Origin of the sequence: Streptomyces cinereospinus (genome assembly GCF_042430725.1) — a bacterium.
GTDB classification, from domain to species: Bacteria; Actinomycetota; Actinomycetes; order Streptomycetales; family Streptomycetaceae; genus Streptomyces; species Streptomyces cinereospinus.
The window spans coordinates 39,558-56,068 of record NZ_JBHMCY010000050.1; the positions used below are offsets into that span (position 1 = coordinate 39,558).

The window sequence follows — 16,511 nt, forward strand, 5'->3', positions numbered from 1 at the left end:
GGCGCCCTGTGTCCGTGCGCGGCGGGTCACGGCCGTGGCGGCAGCTTCGGCCGGGAGCGGTCCGGTACGTGGCCGTAGTCCGGGGGCGTGGCCGGCGGCCCGGTCTCCAGCAGGTTCAGCGCCAGCCGCACGGCGTCGTCCAGTTGCGCGTAGCGGCCCTCCGCCCAGTCCAGGGGGGTGCGCAGGGCCTCCACGTCGGGGGCGACGCCGTGGTTCTCCACGGACCAGCCGTACGCGTCGAACCAGGCCGCGTTCATCGGCACGGTGATGACGGTGCCGTCGCCGAGGCGGTGGCGCCCGGTCATGCCGACCACGCCGCCCCAGGTCCGCTGGCCGACCACCGGCCCCAGACCGAGCAGTCTGAAGGCGGCCGTGATCATGTCCCCGTCGGAGGACGTGGCCTCGTCCGCCAGCGCCACCACCGGACCGCGCGGCGCGTTCGAGGCGTAGGACACCGGCTGGGCGTCGCGCGTGAGGTCCCAGCCCAGGATCGTGCGGGTCAGCTTCTCGATGACCAGCTCGCTGATGTGGCCGCCCGCGTTGCCGCGCACGTCCACGATGAGCGCCGGCCGGGACACCTCCATGCGCAGGTCGCGGTTGAACTGCGCCCAGCCGGAGCCGCCCATGTCGGGGATGTGCAGGTAGCCGCAGCGGCCGGCGCTCAACTCCCGCACCACGTCCCGGCGTTTGGCCACCCAGTCCTGGTAGCGCAGGGGACGTTCGTCGACGAGCGGCACCACGGCGACCCGCCGGGGCGGCCCGTCGCCCTCGGCCGGCGCGAAGGTCAGCTCCACCGTCGTGCCGCCCGCGCCCGCGAGCAGCGGGTAGGGCCCGGTCACCGGGTCGACCGGGCGGCCGTCCACATGGGTCAGGACGGCGCCCTCGCGGATGCCGGAACCGGCCAGCGGGGAGCGGGCCCGGGAGTCCGAGGAGTCGCCGGGCAGGATGCGCTGGACCGTCCAGCCGCCCTCGCGGTGCACGAAGTTGGCGCCGAGCAGGCCCTGGCGGCGCTGGTAGTGGGGCGGGCCCTCGTTGCGGCGGGCGGCGGTGACGTAGGCGTGCGAGGTGCCCAGTTCGCCCAGCAGTTCGCGCAGCAGGTCGGCGAACTCGTCCGGCGAGGCGACCCGGTCGACCAGCGGCCGGTACTGGCCGAGCACCGCCTCCCAGTCGATCCCGCACATCCCCGGCTCCCAGAAGTAGGCGCGGATCAGCCGGCCCGCCTCCTCGTAGGCCTGCCGCCACTCGGCGCCGGGGTCCACCTCGTGCATGATGCGGCGGACGTCGATCCAGGTCGTCGTGTCGCCGTCGCCCGGCTCGGTGGCGGGCACCGCGCGCAGGTCGCCCTCGTCGACCACGACGAGCCGGGTGCCGTCGCCGCTGACGGTGAACCAGTCCAGGTGCCCGACGAGTTCGGACTTCTTCGCCTTGGTGATGGTGAAGTGCTCCAGGGTGGGGCGGCCGCTGGTGTCGTCCGGGTTGACGAAGGTCTCGCCGAGCGCGCCGGAGATCGGCCAGCGCAGCCAGACCAGCCCGCCGCCCGCCACCGGGGACAGCCCCGAGTACTTGGAGGCCGCGACCGGGAAGGGCGTGACCCGGTTCGCCAGGCCCTCGGCCTCGACGGTGACCGCGCCGCCCTCGCCGCCCTCGGCGACGGCCTCGTCCTCGGCCGGGTCCAGGCCGCCGGCGGCCGGCCGCCCGTCCGGGCTGAGCGCGAACGGCGACGGGGTGGCCGACGACAGCGGGACCAGGTACGGACGGCAGCCCAGCGGGAAGGACAGATCGCCGGTGTGCACGTCGTACACCGGGTCGAAGCCGCGCCAGGAGAGGAACGCGAGATAGCGGCCGTCGCGGGTGAAGACCGGGTTCTCGTCCTCGAAGCGGCCGTTGGTCACGTCGACCACCAGGCGGTCCTTGATCCGGGCCAGCTTGATCTGCCGCAGCGACCGGCCTATGCCGGGGTGCGACCAGGTCAGCCAGGACCCGTCCGGCGAGAAGGCGAGGTCCCGCACCGGCCCGTTGACCGACCGGATCAGCTCGGTCACCTCGCCGTCCGGCTGCTGAGCGCCCTCGGCGGCGGCCGTGTCGTCGGACGCGGTGACGAGCAGCAGCCGCCCGTCGTGCGCGGCGACCGCGAGCAGCCCGCCCGCCGGGTCGCTGACCAGCTCCAGCACCCGGCCCAGCCGCCCTTGGGCCAGCCGCCGCGGGGCACGGTCGCCGCTGGCGCGCGGCAGGTAGGCGATCTCGATCGCGTCCTCGCCCTCCGCGTCCGTGACGTAGGCGACCTGCCCGCCCGAGCCGAGCATCTCCGGCAGCCGGACCCGGACGCCCGGGGTGTCGGTGAGGGTGCGGGCCGGTCCGTCCCGGTGCGTCAGCCAGTACAGGCTGCCGCGCACCACGACCGCGCTCGCGCGTCCCGTCTCGTCCACCGAGAGGGCGTCCACGTGGTGGGCGGCGGGCACCTGGTAGGTACGGCGGCCCGCGCGCGGGCCGTTCAGGCGCACGTCCAGCCGGCGGGGCGCCGAGTCCGCGGCGAGGTCGTCGACCAGCCACAGGTCCCCGCCGCACTGGTACACCACGCGGTTGCCGTCGCTGGCGGCGTGCCGGGCGTAGAAGGCTTCGTGGTCGGTGTGCCGGCGCAGGCCGGAGCCGTCGTGGGCGCACGAGTAGAGGTTGCCGACGCCCTCGTGGTCGGAGAGGAAGGCGATCCGGCCGCCGACGAACATGGGGGAGTGCAGATGGCCGCCGAGGTCGGCGAGCAGCCGCCGGCCGTGCAGCCACAGGCGGCCCGTGGCGCCGCCGCGGTAGCGCTTCCAGGAGGCCGGTTCGTGCGGCGGGGTGCCGGTCAGCAGCAGGGTGCGGCGCTCGCCGTCGAGGTCGGCGACCTGGATGTCCGTGACCGGGCCCCAGGGCAGCTTGCGGCCCGGGGAGCCGTCCGTGGAGACCTTGTACGCCCAGGTGAAGTGCGAGAACGGCTCGCCGTGCGAGGCGACGGCGAGGATGTCACCGTCCGGGGTCCAGCCGCACACCTGGGTGTCCGGGCTGCCCCAGTAGCTGAGCCGGCGGCCGCTGCCGCCCTCCACCGGCACCAGGTACAGCTCCGGCACCAGGCTGCGCCAGCTCGTGCAGGCGATCCGGCGGCCGTCGGGGGAGAAGCGCGGGTGGCCGGCCTTGGTGCGGTCGACGGTGAGCCGCCAGGCGCGGCCCGGGGCGTCGAGCGGGGCGAGCCAGAGATCGTCCTCGGCGACGAAGCACAGCAGGTCACCGTTGAGGTGGGGCAGACGCAGATAGGTCACTCTCCCATGCTTTGCCCGGGGCTGAACAGGAGCAAGTCGTGACAATACCGGCGCGTCGAAGCCCTTCCGCGCGGCGGGCCGCACGTGACGCGGGACACGTACGAAACGGTTTCGTTTCCCACGTGCCTGCGCTATCCTCGCTGTGTACGAAACCGTGTCGTACGGGTACCCGAGCCTGGACGGAAGGGATGAGCAGGATGGCTGAGACCGCGACCGCGCGTCGCAGCCGGATCACGCCCGAGCGTGCGGCCGAGCTGTACGGGGCCGTGCTCGGCCTGCTCCGGGAGGTCGGCTACGACGCCCTCACCATGGACGCCGTGGCAGCCCGTACGAAGTCCAGCAAGGCGACGCTCTACCGCCAGTGGGGCGGCAAGGCCGAGCTGGTGGCCAGAGCCATCCGGCACGGCAAGCCGGGCAGTGTCGCCGATGTCGACACCGGGTCGCTGCGGGGTGACTTCCACGCCCTGATGGACCGTGAGGACGACTGCGCCATGGAGCAGAACGCCGCGCTGATGCGCGGTCTGGCCATGGCCGCGCACACCAACCCGGACCTGCTGCAGGCGTTCAAGGAGCTCCTCGTGGAGCCGGAGGCGGGGGAGTTCCGCAAGCTGATCCAGCGGGCCGTCGACCGGGGTGAGGTCCGGGCGGACAACCCGGCGCTCGACTACGTCCCGCACATGATGCTCGGCGCGTTCGCCATCCGCACCATGATCGACGACCTGCCTCCGACGAAGGACTTCCTCATCTCGTACATCGACGCCGTGGTCCTCCCCGCCCTCGGCGTGCGCACCACCTGAGACCCCGCTCAGCCAGTACCAGCACCTGACGCGAACCGCTCACGTCGTCGGGCCGGTCGCCCCTGCCTCCCCGCCGGGTGATCACCTTGCCCCGCACCACCCCAACGACCTGACCGGGAGTACGCCCTCGTGGCCACGTTCCTCTACAAACTCGGCCGGCTCGCCTTCCGGCGCCGCCATGTCGTCGCCCTGATATGGGTGGCGCTGCTGACCCTCGCCGGTGTCGGCGCGGCCAGCGCGCCCGCCCCCGGCACCACGTCCTTCTCGATCCCCGGCACCGAGGCCCAGAAGGCCTTCGACCTGCTGGAAGAACGATTCCCCGGGATGAGCGCCGACGGCGCGACCGCCCGGGTCGTCTTCAAGGCGCCGGCCGGCGAGAAGATGACCGACCCGGGCCACAAGGCGGCCGTCCAGGAGACCGTCCGGGAGCTGTCCGACGGTTCCGAGGTCACCGCCGTCACCGACCCCTACACCGCCAGGTCCGTCAGCCGGGACGGCACGGTCGCCTACGCGCAGGTCACCTACGAGGTCTCCGGCATGGAGCTGGCGGACGAGACGCGCGAGGCCCTGGAGGGGGCCGCGCAGGACGCGCGGGACTCCGGGCTGACCGTGGAGATCGGCGGTGACGCCCTCCAGGCCACGCCCGAGACCGGGACCACGGAGATCATCGGTATCGCGGTCGCGGCGGTGGTCCTCGTCATCACCTTCGGCTCGCTGCTCGCGGCCGGACTGCCGCTGCTGACGGCGATCGTCGGCGTCGGCATCGGCGTCGCCTCGATCATGGCCCTGGCGAGCACGCTGGACCTGGGTTCGACCACGTCGACGCTGGCCAGCATGATCGGCCTGGCGGTCGGCATCGACTACGCGCTGTTCATCGTCTCCCGCTACCGGGCGGAACTCGCCGAGGGCCGCGAGCGCGAGGAGGCGGCCGGCCGGGCCGTCGGCACGGCCGGCTCGGCGGTGGTCTTCGCGGGCCTCACGGTCGTGATCGCGCTGGTCGGCCTCTCGGTCGTGAACATCCCGATGCTGACGAAGATGGGTGTCGCGGCGGCGGGCACGGTGGCGGTCGCGGTCCTGATCGCGCTGACGATGATCCCGGCGCTGCTCGGCTACGCGGGCCGCAGGGTCCGTCCGGCGGGCGAGAAGAGCAAGTGGCTGGGCGGCACGCGGAGCAGGGACCGGGGGCGCCCGAACATGGGCACGCGCTGGGCGAGCTTCGTGGTGCGCCGGCCGGTCGCCGTCCTGCTGCTGGGCGTGGTCGGCCTCGGCGCCGCGGCCGTCCCGGCGGCCTCGCTCGAACTGGGCCTGCCCGACGACGGCTCCCAGCCGACGTCGACGACCCAGCGCCGGGCCTACGACCTGCTCTCCGAGGGCTTCGGCCCGGGCTTCAACGGCCCGCTGATGGTCGTGGTCGACGCCAAGGCGAGCGCCGACCCGCAGGCCGCGTTCGACGCGGTGGCCGACGGGATCAAGGGCCTGGAGAACGTCGTGACGGTGACCCCGCCGGCGCCCAACAAGGCCGGCGACACCGCGACGATCACCGTGATCCCCGACGCCAAGCCGTCGTCGGTGACCACCGAGGACCTGGTGCACGCCATCCGGGACACGGGCGCGGAGGTCAGGGCCGACACGGACGCGGAGGTGCTGGTCACCGGCGCGACGGCGATGAACATCGACGTGTCGCAGAAGCTGAACGACGCGCTGGTCCCGTACCTGGTCCTGGTGGTGGGCCTGGCGTTCCTGCTCCTCATCGTGGTCTTCCGCTCGATCCTGGTCCCGCTGAAGGCGGCCCTCGGCTTCCTGCTCAGCGTGCTGGCGGCGCTCGGGGCCGTGGTGGCGGTCTTCCAGTGGGGCTGGTTCGCCGGCCTGCTGGGCGTGGAGGAGACCGGTCCGGTCATGTCGATGATGCCGATCTTCATGGTCGGTGTGGTCTTCGGCCTGGCGATGGACTACGAGGTGTTCCTCGTGACCCGCATGCGGGAGGCGTACGTCCACGGGGAGAAGCCGAGCCAGGCGGTGGTGACCGGCTTCCGGTACGGCGCCCGGGTGGTCACGGCGGCGGCGGTGATCATGATGGCGGTCTTCGCGGGCTTCATCGGCTCCAGCGAGGCGATGGTCAAGATGATCGGCTTCGGCCTGGCGATCGCGGTCTTCTTCGACGCCTTCGTCGTCCGGATGGCGATCGTCCCGGCGGTCCTGGCGCTGCTCGGCAGGAAGGCCTGGTGGCTGCCGAGGTGGCTGGACCGGGTCCTGCCCAACGTGGACGTCGAGGGCGAGGGGCTGCGGACCGACGCGGACCGCGGCGACGAGGACCGGGAGCTGGTCCGCGCGTGACGCGGCCGACGGCTCCCTGACAGCGGGCCGGTGAGGGCACCGTGGGGACGGGGCTCGCCCTCACCGGCCCCCCTTCGTCGGGGACCGGGACCCCGGCACTCAGTCGGAGAGGTGCGTCAGGAAGTGCGACCAGGCCCCGGGAGCGACGGTGACGTGCGCGGCGCCGGGGGTCTTGGAGTCGCGTATGTGGATGATGCGGGGCGTGGTGGCCACTTCGACGCAGTCACCGGGCTCATTGCTGCTGCTGTAGCTGCTCTTGAACCAGTGGAACTCCGTTGCGCTCATAGTTCTCCCACCCTGCGCTCGATGAAAGCCAGCGACTCCCGTGGCGTGAGAGCCTGCGCGCGGATGATCCCATACCGCAGCTCAAGGATGCGAAGCTCCCTGAGGTGGGAGACCGGACGGCCGTTGAACGCGCCTTCGGAACGCCCGACGGCTGTGCCGTCGGTGAACTTCAGCACCTCGATCAAGCCGCTTCGTCGGGGACCGGGACTCCGGCACTCAGTCGGAAAGGTGCGTCAGGAAGTGCGACCAGGCCCCGGGAGCGACGGTGACGTGCGCGGCGCCGGGGGTCTTGGAGTCGCGTATGTGGATGATGCGGGGCGTGGTGGCCACTTCGACGCAGTCACCGGGCTCGCTACTGCTGCTGTAGCTGCTCTTGAACCAGTAAAGTTCCGGCGTGCTCATAGTCTCCCCAGCGCATGCTCGACAAAGGCCAGCGACTCTCTCGGCGTGAGAGCCTGCGCGCGGATCATCCCATAGCGCATCTCGAGTACTCGGAGATCCCTCGGATGTGAGACCGGACGACCGTTGAACGCACCGTCGGATCGCCCGATCGCGGTACCGTCGGTGAACTTCAGCACTTCGATCAGACCCAGCATTCCCGCGTGGTCCTCGCGATCGGTCGGCATCACTTGCATCGACACGTTGCGCGACTGACCGACCCCCAGAAGGTGTTCGAGCTGTCGGCGCAACACCATCTTGCCCCCGATCGGACGCTCGAGCGTCACCTGTTCCTGGACAAAGCTGAGCACCGGGGCAGGGTGCCGCTCGAAGACGGACTTACGCGCCATGCGTGCGGCGGTCTCCCGCTCTACCTGGTCCGGTGGAAGTGCCGGAAGCGATGTCTCGAACAACGCCTTGGCGTACTCCGGCGTCTGCAACAAGCCGTGGATGTTGTGATTGCTGTACAGCAGTATCTCTGCTGCCCGTGACTCCATCTCCGCCAGCTGCCGGACCTTCTGCGGATAACGCGCCCTGCGCATGTCCTCCATGAACGCCCTGAGATGCCCCTGCGCGTTCAGTAACTGGTCGGCCCGGTCGAGGAACTCCGGTCGGGGAATCCGCGCGCCGCGTTCGATCTTGCGGACCATGTCCTCGCCGTACCCCATGGTTTCACCCAGGTCGGACGCCCGCATGCCCGCCGCCTCCCGGCAGACCTTGACCAGGCGACCCACCGCCTGCACCACCGGCTCGATGTCATCCCCGGGTTCGACGTCCCAACCCGCCTCGTCCACGTCCCACCTCCACCGCGCTGCCTTACCCGTACAACGCCCGAGACACCCGAGACAGCGCAGGACAGAGTCAGGACAGTCACCGTACGCACAGGCGTTGTCACCCCTCCACGCAAGCAGCTTCGGCCACGCTCGGTGACATGAACCGCGAGATCACCGCCCCTGAAAACCACCTTGCTCCCCCCATCCGCAACTTCACCGTCCTGCTGTCCCCCACGCCACGCGGAGCCCGTCTCGCCCGCCTCCTGGGCAGGGAACAACTCCGCTCCTGGGGACTTCCGTTGCACCCGGCGGAGCACGTCCTCGCCGAACTGGCCACCAACGCCGCGACCCACGGGCGGGTCCCCGGCCGCGACTTCCGCCTGACCCTCCACGTCGTCGCCGGCACCCTCCGCATCGAGGTCACGGACACCAGGGGCGACCGGCTGCCGCGGCTCACCCATGCCGCCCCGCATGCCGACTCCGGCCGCGGGCTCCTCCTCGTCGACGCGCTCGCGGACCGCTGGGGGGTGGCGCCGGGACCGTACCCGCGCAAGACCGTCTGGGCGGAACTGACCGCCGCCCACGGGCCGTCGAACCGGACGGCGGGTCAGTAGATCACGACCCTCCAGCGCTCGACCCACAGCAGCCGGCCGCCGCCCCTGACGTCCACCTGGACGCGGGCGCCCGCCACCTGCCGGACGCTTCCGTAGAGCGTGGTGTCCGGCAGGTCCACCCCGATGATGTCGTGCACCTCAAGGTCGTCCTCGACCGGGCGGGACCAGGTGTGTCCACAGCGGCCGCAGCGGTGGCCGACGGCGCCGCGCCCCCCGGCGGACACCGGGCTCCCCGTCCGCACCTCCTCGACGTAGCGGTCGGGGCACGGGTCGGCGGTCTGTGTGCCGGTCACTCGGGACATCACCCGATCCTGCGGCAGGGCAGGGAGCCACCGCACGTGCGTGCGGCGCGGGGGCGTGCGCGTCTCGGGGCGTGTCGTCGCCGCGGGGCGGGTGGTGGGGGACGGCGCGATACCGGGCTGAGCCGAAGGTCCCGGTCAGGCCGCCGTGAGCCGGCCCGGCACCGGGTCCCGGGGCGCCGGGCGCGTGATGCCCGACAGATCGTGGGCCGCGACGCTGTTGCGGTCCGTCACCGCCTGGCCCAGCGCGTGGTGCGGCCACAGGCCGCCCGCGATCCGGCGGCCGCGCTCCACCCAGGCGCGGGCCGACGGATCCCGGGGCGCATCGTGGTTGAGGGCGTAGCCGGCCGTGTGCAGGCGCAGCAGGCTGAACCCTTTCGGGTAGTCCTTCACCGCGCTGACCTCCTGGAACGTCACGTGCGGCGCCTCGTTGAGGACCGTGCGCTTGGTGCGGTGGGTGTGGCCGGCGTGGTGCAGGAAGACGCCCCGTGCCGCCGCGTAGGCCGCCAGGACCGCGCGGGCCTGCCCGCGGCTCATGCGCTGGCGGCGCTCACCGGGAACAGGGAGTGCCGCACCGTCAGCGGATGGTGGCCGAAGACGAGCGTCGGCTGTTCCCGCGCCGCCCGCAGCCGCGCCCGCAGCCACGCCAGCTGCTCCGCCCCCATCCCGCCCGCGTCCGCGCCGGTGCCCGCCTTCTCGTAGGTGTCGAGGCCGATGATCCGCAGGCCGCCCACGTCATGGGCGAAGTACGTGCCGTCGCCGGGGCCGTCGGGAAAGGCCCGGTGGAAGGTGTCGCCCTCCGGCCCCGCCCGGTCGTGGTTGCCCCGTACGGCGAAGTAGTCGTGTCCGTGGACACCGAAGCCGTCCATGACGTGCCTGGCCGCCGCCAGGTCCCGCGGCGCGCCGCCCGCCGAGACGTCCCCGGCCACCAGCAGCAGGTCCGCTCCGCGCCGCCGGGCCTCCGCGACCACGGCCCGGCCCGTGATCTCCGGGTACGGGGACCGGCCCGGCGCCTGGGACACGCGCCGTAGCAGGGGGAGGCCCGCCACGAGGCCCGCCGTCGTCTCGCCCAGGTGCAGGTCGTTGCAGAGGGCGATCGACAGCAGGTGGCGGCCCGGCGGGGGCTGGGGGGTGGTGAAGGAGTACGGACCCGCGGGGGTGCCCAGGCCGTACGGCGAGGTGCCCACCGCGTTGCCGCCGGTCAGGTGCAGGGGAGTGGCGGCGGCCACGCCCCGGGAACGGGCCTGGTAGGAGTACGTCTGGCCGGGCTCCAGGCCCGTCAGCTCGACCTGGTGGTGCGCGGTCGGGCCGGGCTCGCCGGCGACCCGGTTCAGGCGCGCCGGGTGGGTGCCGTACACCACCTCGCCGTCGGTGGGTGCCGGGACCATCTGGCCGAGCCCGTCGTCGGTGCCGGGGACGCCCGTGAACCAGGTGACCACGGCGTGGTCCTCGGCCAGCGTGACCAGTTCCAGCTGGACGGCGGCGACAGGGCCGCAGTGCCGGGTGCGCAGGCCGTGCAGGACGACCGGGGCGAGCCGGGCGGCGGAGCGCGCGACGTGGTGGGGAGCGGGCAGCGCGGCCAGGGCGGCCAGGGCGGCGAGGGCGACGCGGGCGGCCTGGGCGGCGGGCGGGCAACAGCGCATGCCGCCTTCGTGCCCGGCCGTGGTGAACGGCGGCCGTGGCCGCGGCGGCGTACCCCGGTCCGGAACACGACAACAGCGACGGGAACGCGACAAGTCGGGCATCCGAGGAGCACCCTGGAAACAGTCCTGGAGACAGGTGGTCCTGGATTCCGGTGGTCCGGAGGTGATCATCATGATGCACACCACTGTGGGATGGCATGTCGAGCTCGAGTTCCAGGAGGACGAGACGCACACCAAGGCGGCGGCGCTGGTGCGCTTGCCCGACGGGTCCGAGGTGCGGGCCCACGGACACGCGAGCCGGCACCGCACCGACGCCAATCAGCCGCGGGTCGGCGAGGAGATCGCCGGGGCGCGGGCGCTGAACGAACTCGCCATGCGCCTGCTGACCAAGGCGCACGACGAGATCGACTCGGCGTCGGGGCGCACGTCGCACCCGATCCACGTCTGACCGGCGTCCCGCGCGGCCCGGCCGCCAGGGGCGTGGCGGCGCCCGGAGCGGGTTGACTTCCGCGAAGGGGGGCTGTCACGCTCTTGGCGGCGGTTGATGTGTGCCTCCGTGCGCCCCCTGGGCAGGCCGGAGCCTCCCGCCGACTGAACAGTTCTCCTTTTCCCTGCGTTCCGCCTCATGCCGTCGACACCGCGCGGCAGGCCCTCCGGCCTGCCGCGCGGTGTTTTTCTCGTGCCGTGCGAAGGAGAGATCCGTGACCATCCCCACCCACCGCCCGTCCGAGGAGACGGTGCCCGCCCGGACCGGGCGGGCACCGTCGCTCGCCGGGCTGCCGTCGCTGACGGGGCTCCGGTTCTACGCGGCGCTGGCCGTGTTCCTGTACCACGTCACCAGCCCGCAGCTCAGCCCCTTCAGCGGGCAGACCGCGCAGGACGCGGCCCGGCTGTTCGGCATCGCGGGCGGGCTCGGGGTGTCGTTCTTCTTCATCCTCAGCGGGTTCATCCTGACCTGGTCGGCCCGCCCCACGGACACCCCCGGCCGGTTCATGCGCCGCCGCCTGGTCAAGCTGTACCCCAACCACCTGGTGACCTTCGCGGTCTCGCTGGTGGTCTTCGCCGGCGCGGCCACCACCGCCTGGCAGCACTGGCTGCCCAGCCTGCTGCTGGTGCAGACCTGGTCCTGGGACCCGGCGGTGTCCTTCAGCGTCAACGCGCCGAGCTGGTCACTCGGGTGCGAGCTGCTGTTCTACCTGTGCTTCCCGCTGCTGCACCGCGCCGTGCGGGCGATCTCCCCGGCGCGCCTGTGGGCGTGGGCGGCCGCCGCCGCGGCCGCCGTCGTCGCCGTGCCGGCGTTCGCGTACGCCGTACTGCCCGGCGAGGCGCGCCTCCCTGGCTGGCAGGTCAGCGAGGTGCAGAACTGGTTCGTGTACCAGCTGCCGCCGGTGCGGATGCTGGAGTTCGTGCTCGGCATCCTGCTCGCCCGGATCGTGCTGACCGACCGGTGGGTGGGCGTGCGGCTGTGGCAGGCGGTGCTGCTGTGCGGCGTCGCCTACGCCGTGGCGCTCGACGTGCCCTACCTGTACGCCCTCTCCGCGGTCTGGGTCGTCCCGCTCGGTCTGCTGATCCCGGCCGCCGCGGTCGCCGACGTGCGCGGGCGGCGCTCGCCGTTCCGGGGGCGGGTGATGAGGTGGCTCGGCGAGGTGTCGTTCGCGTTCTACCTGCTCCAGGCCACGGTGCTGATCGGCGGCGGCGAGTACCTCGCCGGGCACGCCCCCTACAGCTTCGCCGAGGCGGCCGGGCTGTGCCTGCTGGCCTGGGTGATCACGACCGTCCTCGCGTACCTGCTGTACGCGCTGGTGGAACGGCCGGCGATGAAGCACCTGAGCCGGCCCCGCCGCGGCGGGGCGGAGACGGCGGCCCCCACCGGGCGGACGACCGGCGTCCGTTGACATCACAAGCGTGCACATGTCACGCTTCCCCACGGAATTACCTGCCCTGAAAAGGCAGGAAAAAGGCGACATCCACCGGCTGCGACCGGGTCCTGGATGTCGCCTTTTTCCATGCCGCCAACCCCTCACCGAGGATGTGTGGACATGCCCGAGAACATGACCCCCGACCAGATCCCGCACGCCGCGCGCATCATGGACTACTTCCTGGGAGGCTCCGAGAACCTTCCGGTGGACCGCGCCGCGGCGGACGGCATCGTGAAGCTGCTGCCCGGCGGCCCGCTCGGGGCGCGCGCCAACCGGCGCTTCCTCAACCGGGCGGTGCGCACCGCCACCCGGCGCGGCATCGGCCAGTTCCTGGACATCGGCAGCGGCATCCCGGCCGCCGCGGCCACGCACGAGGTCGCGCCCGGGGCCAAGGTCGTCTACGTCGACAACGACCCGGTCGTCGGCGACATCGCCCGCCGGATCCTGGGCGGCTTGGAGGACGGCCGCACCGCGTTCGTCGACGCGGACTTCCGCGACCCGGAGGCGGTGCTGTCCGCCCCGGCGGCCAAGGAACTGCTGGACTTCTCCCAGCCGGTGGCGGTGCTGTTCGGCGCGCTGCTGCACTTCGTCGTCGACGCCGAGGACCCGTACGGCACCGTCGAGCGGTACAAGGAGGCGCTGGCCCCCGGCAGCCTCGTCATCCTCACCCACTCCAGCCCCGACTACGTCTCCGCGCCGGTGCGGGCCGCGGTCGACGAGCTGTACACGAACCTGCGGGTGGACCTTGCCTCGCGCTCCCGCGCGGAGATCACCCGGTTCGTCGACACGGAGGGCTGGACGGTCCTCGCCCCGGGCGTGGTGTCCGTCAACGAGTGGGAGACCGAGGAGGAGCGGGCCGACGACGCGGACTACCAGACCAACCGCGAGGACACGGCCGGTTTCGCCGCCGTCGCCGTGAAGGACTGACGCACCGGCGAGGGGCCGGTCCCGCCCGTCGCGGGCCGGCCCCTCGTGCCCCGGGCCGAAGCACGTGTGAGGGTTCGGCATCTTTTTGTTCACCTGACACTGGGCTTGCTTTCCCCTGCGGTGCCGGGGCGTATGAAGGAACCCATACGGGAGGTGTGACGGGGGTTGCTTCGAGGGGCGGTCGGATGGCAGGCAAACAGAAACGCTCGGAGCGGACCGTCGAACGGCTGGTGACCGCCGCGGCCGAGCGGTTCGCGCAGCACGGCTACGTGCGCGCCACGCTCGCCGACATCAGCGGCCACGCCGGGGTGACCAAGGGGGCGCTGTTCTTCCACTTCTCCACCAAGGAGGAGGTCGCCATGGCCGTGCAGGAGCGCGGCCGGGAGGTCATGGAGCGCGCGGTGATCCATCTGCAGGCGGCCGGCGGGACGTACCTGCAACTGGTCGTCGACCTGACCTTCGTGCTCGGGCGGCTGCTGCGCGAGGACGTGTTCGTGCGGGCGTCGGTGCGGATCGCGCGCGAGCGGGAACCGGGGGACGGCGACGGCCTCGTGACCGGGCGCGGGGTGCCCGACGACGAGGGCACCCCCGACTTCTACGGGCAGTGGCTGGGCCGGCTGGGCGGGCTGCTGGACGAGGCCCGCCGCGCCGGCGAACTCGGTGGCTCCGTCGCGCAGTCGTCCGCGCGGACGCCGGTGGCGGCCGCCGTCTCGGGGCTGGAGACGCTGACCTGGCTGGGCGTGCCGGCCGACGAGTGCGAGACCTGGCTGGCCGACCTGTGGGAACTGACCCTGCCCGCGCTGGCCTCGGAGCACGGGCTGCGGGCGGTGCGGACCACGGCCCCGTCCGTGCGGTGAGGCGCCGGACCGGGCGCGGCCGGCACCCGGCGGGACCCGGCCCGGCCCGCGCGCCGGGTCCCGCCGCGGCCCGGGGCGGCGTTGCCGGCCCGCCCGCGCCTCCTCGCGGGCGCCCGCCCCCGTGGGCCGGTCAGGCGGTGCGGACCGCCGGCTCGTCGCTGAGCGGCGGAAGCCCCAGCTCCGCGCGGCACTTGGGGGAGCCGGCCGGTTCGAACTGGGCCCGGCGGTCCGGCGGGACGACGCCCGGCAGCACGTAGCGGAACATGTCGGAGACCCGGTCGTGCACGTCACCGCGGCCGGTGCGGACGTACGACGTCAGCTGCAGTCCGGTGAACGAGCCGCACAGGTAGGTCGCCAGGTCGGTGACGTTGATCTCCGGGTAGATGTCGCCGCGCCCCTGGGCGGGCGCCAGGCAGTCCCGCACGATGCTGATCCACGAGTTGTAGGGCGTGGGGTCGGGGTCGACGAACGAACCGAACTCCACCACCAGGCGTATACCGGCCCGCAGCCGCACGTCGGTGCGCAGACCGTGCGCCATCCGGTGCGCCATGTCGATCGTCGTCTGCACGCCCGGCATCAGCTCCCCGGCGGTCAGATCGGTGGACTCGAACTGTTCGTCGACCAGCGTGCGGGCGAGCGCCTCCTTGGAGGAGAAGTGAAAGTAGAGGGCGCCCTTGGTGACGCCCGCCTGCTGAGCGACGTCGCTCAGGCTGGTGCCGCCGAAGCCGGTGGCGTCGAAGGCCGCCGCCGCTCCGTCGAGGATTGCCTGTCGGGTGATCTCGGCCCGTTCCTGCCTGGCCCTGGCCACGTGCCTACCTCCTGTCCGTCGACGGGCCGGCCGCGGTCGCCCGGCCCGTCGATCCACCACGAGTCCCCCTGGTAAAAGACTGCCATGTCTGAGAGAAAAAAAACCAGTCAGCTAGTACGCTTACGCCAGCGGCGTTGCCATGCACGACGGCGGCCCATGTACGCCCTGTCCTGTTCCGCTCACGGAAGGCCGCGTTCCTTCCGCGCCTCAGGAGGCACATGATGAGTCCACTTGTGCAAGCCGACCGACTGGAATTTTCTACCCGCGAAAACGAGGAGGTCGACCTCTTTGAGCGCACGGTGCCGCGCTGGCTGGTGCACCGCACGGCGGTCTCGGAGGTCCTCATCACGGGGGTCCGGCCGCACAGACGGGACGTGTACCGCGTAGGGGCCCAGTGGGCGCGCGGGCACAGTTACTACGGCCCGGTCGCGGGCCGCTGGCACGACCCCATGCTGCTCGGAGAATCGATACGGCAGTCCGGGCTGCTCCTGGCCCACCAGGCGCTCGGTATCCCGCAGGGCCAGCGGTTCGTCACCCGGACCACCTCCTTCGAGATCACCGAGGAGGGCGCCCGCCTGGCCGGGGGCCCGGCCAACGTGGTGCTGGAGGTGACGCTCCGGGACATCCGCTGTCGCCGGGAGCACGTCGTGTCCTTCGCCTGCGACGTCCTCGCCTACCGGGGCGGCACGCTCATCGGCCACGGGTACGCCGCCACCGACTGCGTGGCCCCGGCGGTGTACCGCAGACTGCGCGGCGAGCGGGCCGAGGCCCGCCCGTCGTGCACCGTCGTCCCGGCCGCCGAGCCGGGACTGGTGGGGCGCGGCAGGGAGTTCGACGTCGTACTGGGCGTGCCGGACGGGGAGGCCGGCAACGACCAGGGCGTGCACCTGCTGCGCGTCGACGCCACTCACCCGGTGCTGTTCGACCACCCGGTGGACCATGTGCCGGGCATGCTCGTCATGGAGGCCGCCCGGCAGGCGGCGCTGGCCCGCCTCGGGCTGCCGCACGGCCTGCTGGTCGGGTGCGAAGCCTCGTTCCACCGGTACGTCGAGCTGGACGTGCCCTGCGTGGTGTCGGCCTCCGAGCCGACCGTCGGCGAACTGGGCCGGCGCGGCCTGACCGTGGAGTTCCGTCAGGGGGGTGCGCTGGCCGGCGCCTGCGCGGTCACGATCCTGGACGCCGGGACACCGCGCGCCTGAACCATCTCACCGGCCCCCTTCCCGCAGCGGCGGGGAGGGGGCGTTGCCGTGGCGTCCGCGGGAGCGGGTGCGGGAGCCGGTGTGGGTGTGAGTGTGGGTGTCGGTGTGGTGTGGGCGCGGTGCGGGGCGGGGGTGAGGCGCCGGCCGCCGTGCCCCGGGGGGCGTGACCGCCGAGCCCGGGAAGCCGTCGTGACCGCGCGAGGCGTGCCGCCCCAGAGTGCCGCCTGTCCGGGGGTGCCGCCCGCCCGGGGTGGAGGCGGGTCCAGGACTGAGGCGGGCCCGGGGTGGGGGCGTGCCCATGGTGGAGGCGGGCCCGGGGTGGGGG

General features: G+C 72.7%; 16 protein-coding genes and 1 pseudogene. 8 read left to right on the forward strand and 9 right to left on the reverse strand.

The features are described 5' to 3' along the window. Positions 1-26 precede the first annotated feature (26 nt). Entirely contained in the window at positions 27-3,293 is a 3,267-nt protein-coding gene (locus ACFF45_RS23820; RefSeq protein ID WP_381348482.1) for a S41 family peptidase, read from the reverse strand. A 197-nt stretch (positions 3,294-3,490) separates the two neighbouring features. Between ACFF45_RS23820 and ACFF45_RS23825 the strand changes: the two genes are divergently transcribed. Next, positions 3,491-4,090 (forward strand): TetR/AcrR family transcriptional regulator, encoded by a 600-nt coding sequence (locus ACFF45_RS23825; protein ID WP_381348483.1) that lies wholly within the window; start codon positions 3,491-3,493, stop codon positions 4,088-4,090. A 129-nt stretch (positions 4,091-4,219) separates the two neighbouring features. Next, positions 4,220-6,424, forward strand: a complete 2,205-nt coding sequence (locus ACFF45_RS23830) for an MMPL family transporter (protein ID WP_381348484.1) — start codon at positions 4,220-4,222, stop codon at positions 6,422-6,424. 99 nt (positions 6,425-6,523) lie between these two features. Here ACFF45_RS23830 and ACFF45_RS23835 read toward each other — a convergent pair whose 3' ends face one another. From ACFF45_RS23835 to ACFF45_RS23850, 4 genes and pseudogenes are all read right to left on the reverse strand, one after another. After that, positions 6,524-6,709: a DUF397 domain-containing protein gene (locus tag ACFF45_RS23835; protein ID WP_381348485.1), complete on the reverse strand. Its 186-nt coding sequence runs from the start codon at positions 6,707-6,709 to the stop codon at positions 6,524-6,526. After that, positions 6,706-6,918, reverse strand: a pseudogene (locus ACFF45_RS23840) (transcriptional regulator); the annotation flags it as partial. The gene ACFF45_RS23835 and the pseudogene ACFF45_RS23840, both read right to left, overlap by 4 nt. A gap of 7 nt (positions 6,919-6,925) precedes the next feature. Further along, the gene (locus ACFF45_RS23845; protein ID WP_381348486.1) at positions 6,926-7,111 is read right to left on the reverse strand and encodes a DUF397 domain-containing protein; all 186 of its coding nucleotides are present in this window, start codon (positions 7,109-7,111) and stop codon (positions 6,926-6,928) included. Further along, the gene (locus ACFF45_RS23850; RefSeq protein ID WP_381348487.1) at positions 7,108-7,941 is read right to left on the reverse strand and encodes a helix-turn-helix domain-containing protein; all 834 of its coding nucleotides are present in this window, start codon (positions 7,939-7,941) and stop codon (positions 7,108-7,110) included. Before ACFF45_RS23850 ends, ACFF45_RS23845 begins: the two co-directional genes overlap by 4 nt. 137 nt (positions 7,942-8,078) lie before the next feature. Between ACFF45_RS23850 and ACFF45_RS23855 the strand changes: the two genes are divergently transcribed. Beyond that, entirely contained in the window at positions 8,079-8,534 is a 456-nt protein-coding gene (locus ACFF45_RS23855; RefSeq protein WP_381348488.1) for an ATP-binding protein, read from the forward strand. Here ACFF45_RS23855 and ACFF45_RS23860 read toward each other — a convergent pair. The 3 genes from ACFF45_RS23860 to ACFF45_RS23870 form a co-directional block, all read right to left on the reverse strand. Next, positions 8,528-8,836 (reverse strand): hypothetical protein, encoded by a 309-nt coding sequence (locus tag ACFF45_RS23860; RefSeq protein WP_381348489.1) that lies wholly within the window; start codon positions 8,834-8,836, stop codon positions 8,528-8,530. The genes ACFF45_RS23855 and ACFF45_RS23860 overlap by 7 nt on opposite strands. Before the next feature lie 135 nt (positions 8,837-8,971). Continuing rightward, on the reverse strand, positions 8,972-9,370 hold the full coding sequence (locus ACFF45_RS23865) for a hypothetical protein (protein ID WP_381348490.1): 399 nt from the start codon (positions 9,368-9,370) through the stop codon (positions 8,972-8,974). After that, positions 9,367-10,476 (reverse strand): purple acid phosphatase family protein, encoded by a 1,110-nt coding sequence (locus ACFF45_RS23870; RefSeq protein WP_381348491.1) that lies wholly within the window; start codon positions 10,474-10,476, stop codon positions 9,367-9,369. The genes ACFF45_RS23865 and ACFF45_RS23870 overlap by 4 nt, the downstream gene beginning before the upstream one ends. A 172-nt stretch (positions 10,477-10,648) precedes the next feature. Here ACFF45_RS23870 and ACFF45_RS23875 point away from each other — a divergent pair, with 172 nt between their 5' ends. The 4 genes from ACFF45_RS23875 (at position 10,649) to ACFF45_RS23890 (ending at position 14,179) form a co-directional block, all read left to right on the forward strand. Continuing rightward, complete coding sequence (locus ACFF45_RS23875) at positions 10,649-10,924, forward strand: DUF1876 domain-containing protein (RefSeq protein WP_381348492.1); 276 nt, start codon at positions 10,649-10,651, stop codon at positions 10,922-10,924. A 253-nt stretch (positions 10,925-11,177) separates the two neighbouring features. Further along, entirely contained in the window at positions 11,178-12,371 is a 1,194-nt protein-coding gene (locus ACFF45_RS23880; RefSeq protein WP_381348493.1) for an acyltransferase family protein, read from the forward strand. A gap of 144 nt (positions 12,372-12,515) precedes the next feature. Further along, the gene (locus ACFF45_RS23885) at positions 12,516-13,322 is read left to right on the forward strand and encodes an SAM-dependent methyltransferase (protein WP_381348494.1); all 807 of its coding nucleotides are present in this window, start codon (positions 12,516-12,518) and stop codon (positions 13,320-13,322) included. 185 nt (positions 13,323-13,507) lie between these two features. Beyond that, the gene (locus ACFF45_RS23890; RefSeq protein WP_381348495.1) at positions 13,508-14,179 is read left to right on the forward strand and encodes a ScbR family autoregulator-binding transcription factor; all 672 of its coding nucleotides are present in this window, start codon (positions 13,508-13,510) and stop codon (positions 14,177-14,179) included. 130 nt (positions 14,180-14,309) lie between these two features. Here the strand turns inward: ACFF45_RS23890 and ACFF45_RS23895 are convergent, their stop codons facing one another. After that, complete coding sequence (locus ACFF45_RS23895; RefSeq protein WP_381348496.1) at positions 14,310-14,987, reverse strand: ScbR family autoregulator-binding transcription factor; 678 nt, start codon at positions 14,985-14,987, stop codon at positions 14,310-14,312. 233 nt (positions 14,988-15,220) lie between these two features. Between ACFF45_RS23895 and ACFF45_RS23900 the strand changes: the two genes are divergently transcribed. Next, positions 15,221-16,186, forward strand: a complete 966-nt coding sequence (locus ACFF45_RS23900; protein ID WP_381348497.1) for a ScbA/BarX family gamma-butyrolactone biosynthesis protein — start codon at positions 15,221-15,223, stop codon at positions 16,184-16,186. The last annotated feature ends 325 nt before the right edge of the window (positions 16,187-16,511 follow it).

Coding starts and splice junctions, on each gene's coding strand:
- ACFF45_RS23875 (WP_381348492.1), top strand. CDS start 10,649: ATGATGCACACCACTGTGGGATGGCATGTCGAGCTCGAGTTCCAGGAG.
- ACFF45_RS23865 (WP_381348490.1), bottom strand. CDS start 9,370: ATGAGCCGCGGGCAGGCCCGCGCGGTCCTGGCGGCCTACGCGGCGGCA.
- ACFF45_RS23885 (WP_381348494.1), top strand. CDS start 12,516: ATGCCCGAGAACATGACCCCCGACCAGATCCCGCACGCCGCGCGCATC.
- ACFF45_RS23835 (WP_381348485.1), bottom strand. CDS start 6,709: ATGAGCGCAACGGAGTTCCACTGGTTCAAGAGCAGCTACAGCAGCAGC.
- ACFF45_RS23870 (WP_381348491.1), bottom strand. CDS start 10,476: ATGCGCTGTTGCCCGCCCGCCGCCCAGGCCGCCCGCGTCGCCCTCGCC.
- ACFF45_RS23845 (WP_381348486.1), bottom strand. CDS start 7,111: ATGAGCACGCCGGAACTTTACTGGTTCAAGAGCAGCTACAGCAGCAGT.
- ACFF45_RS23855 (WP_381348488.1), top strand. CDS start 8,079: ATGAACCGCGAGATCACCGCCCCTGAAAACCACCTTGCTCCCCCCATC.
- ACFF45_RS23860 (WP_381348489.1), bottom strand. CDS start 8,836: ATGTCCCGAGTGACCGGCACACAGACCGCCGACCCGTGCCCCGACCGC.
- ACFF45_RS23825 (WP_381348483.1), top strand. CDS start 3,491: ATGGCTGAGACCGCGACCGCGCGTCGCAGCCGGATCACGCCCGAGCGT.
- ACFF45_RS23890 (WP_381348495.1), top strand. CDS start 13,508: ATGGCAGGCAAACAGAAACGCTCGGAGCGGACCGTCGAACGGCTGGTG.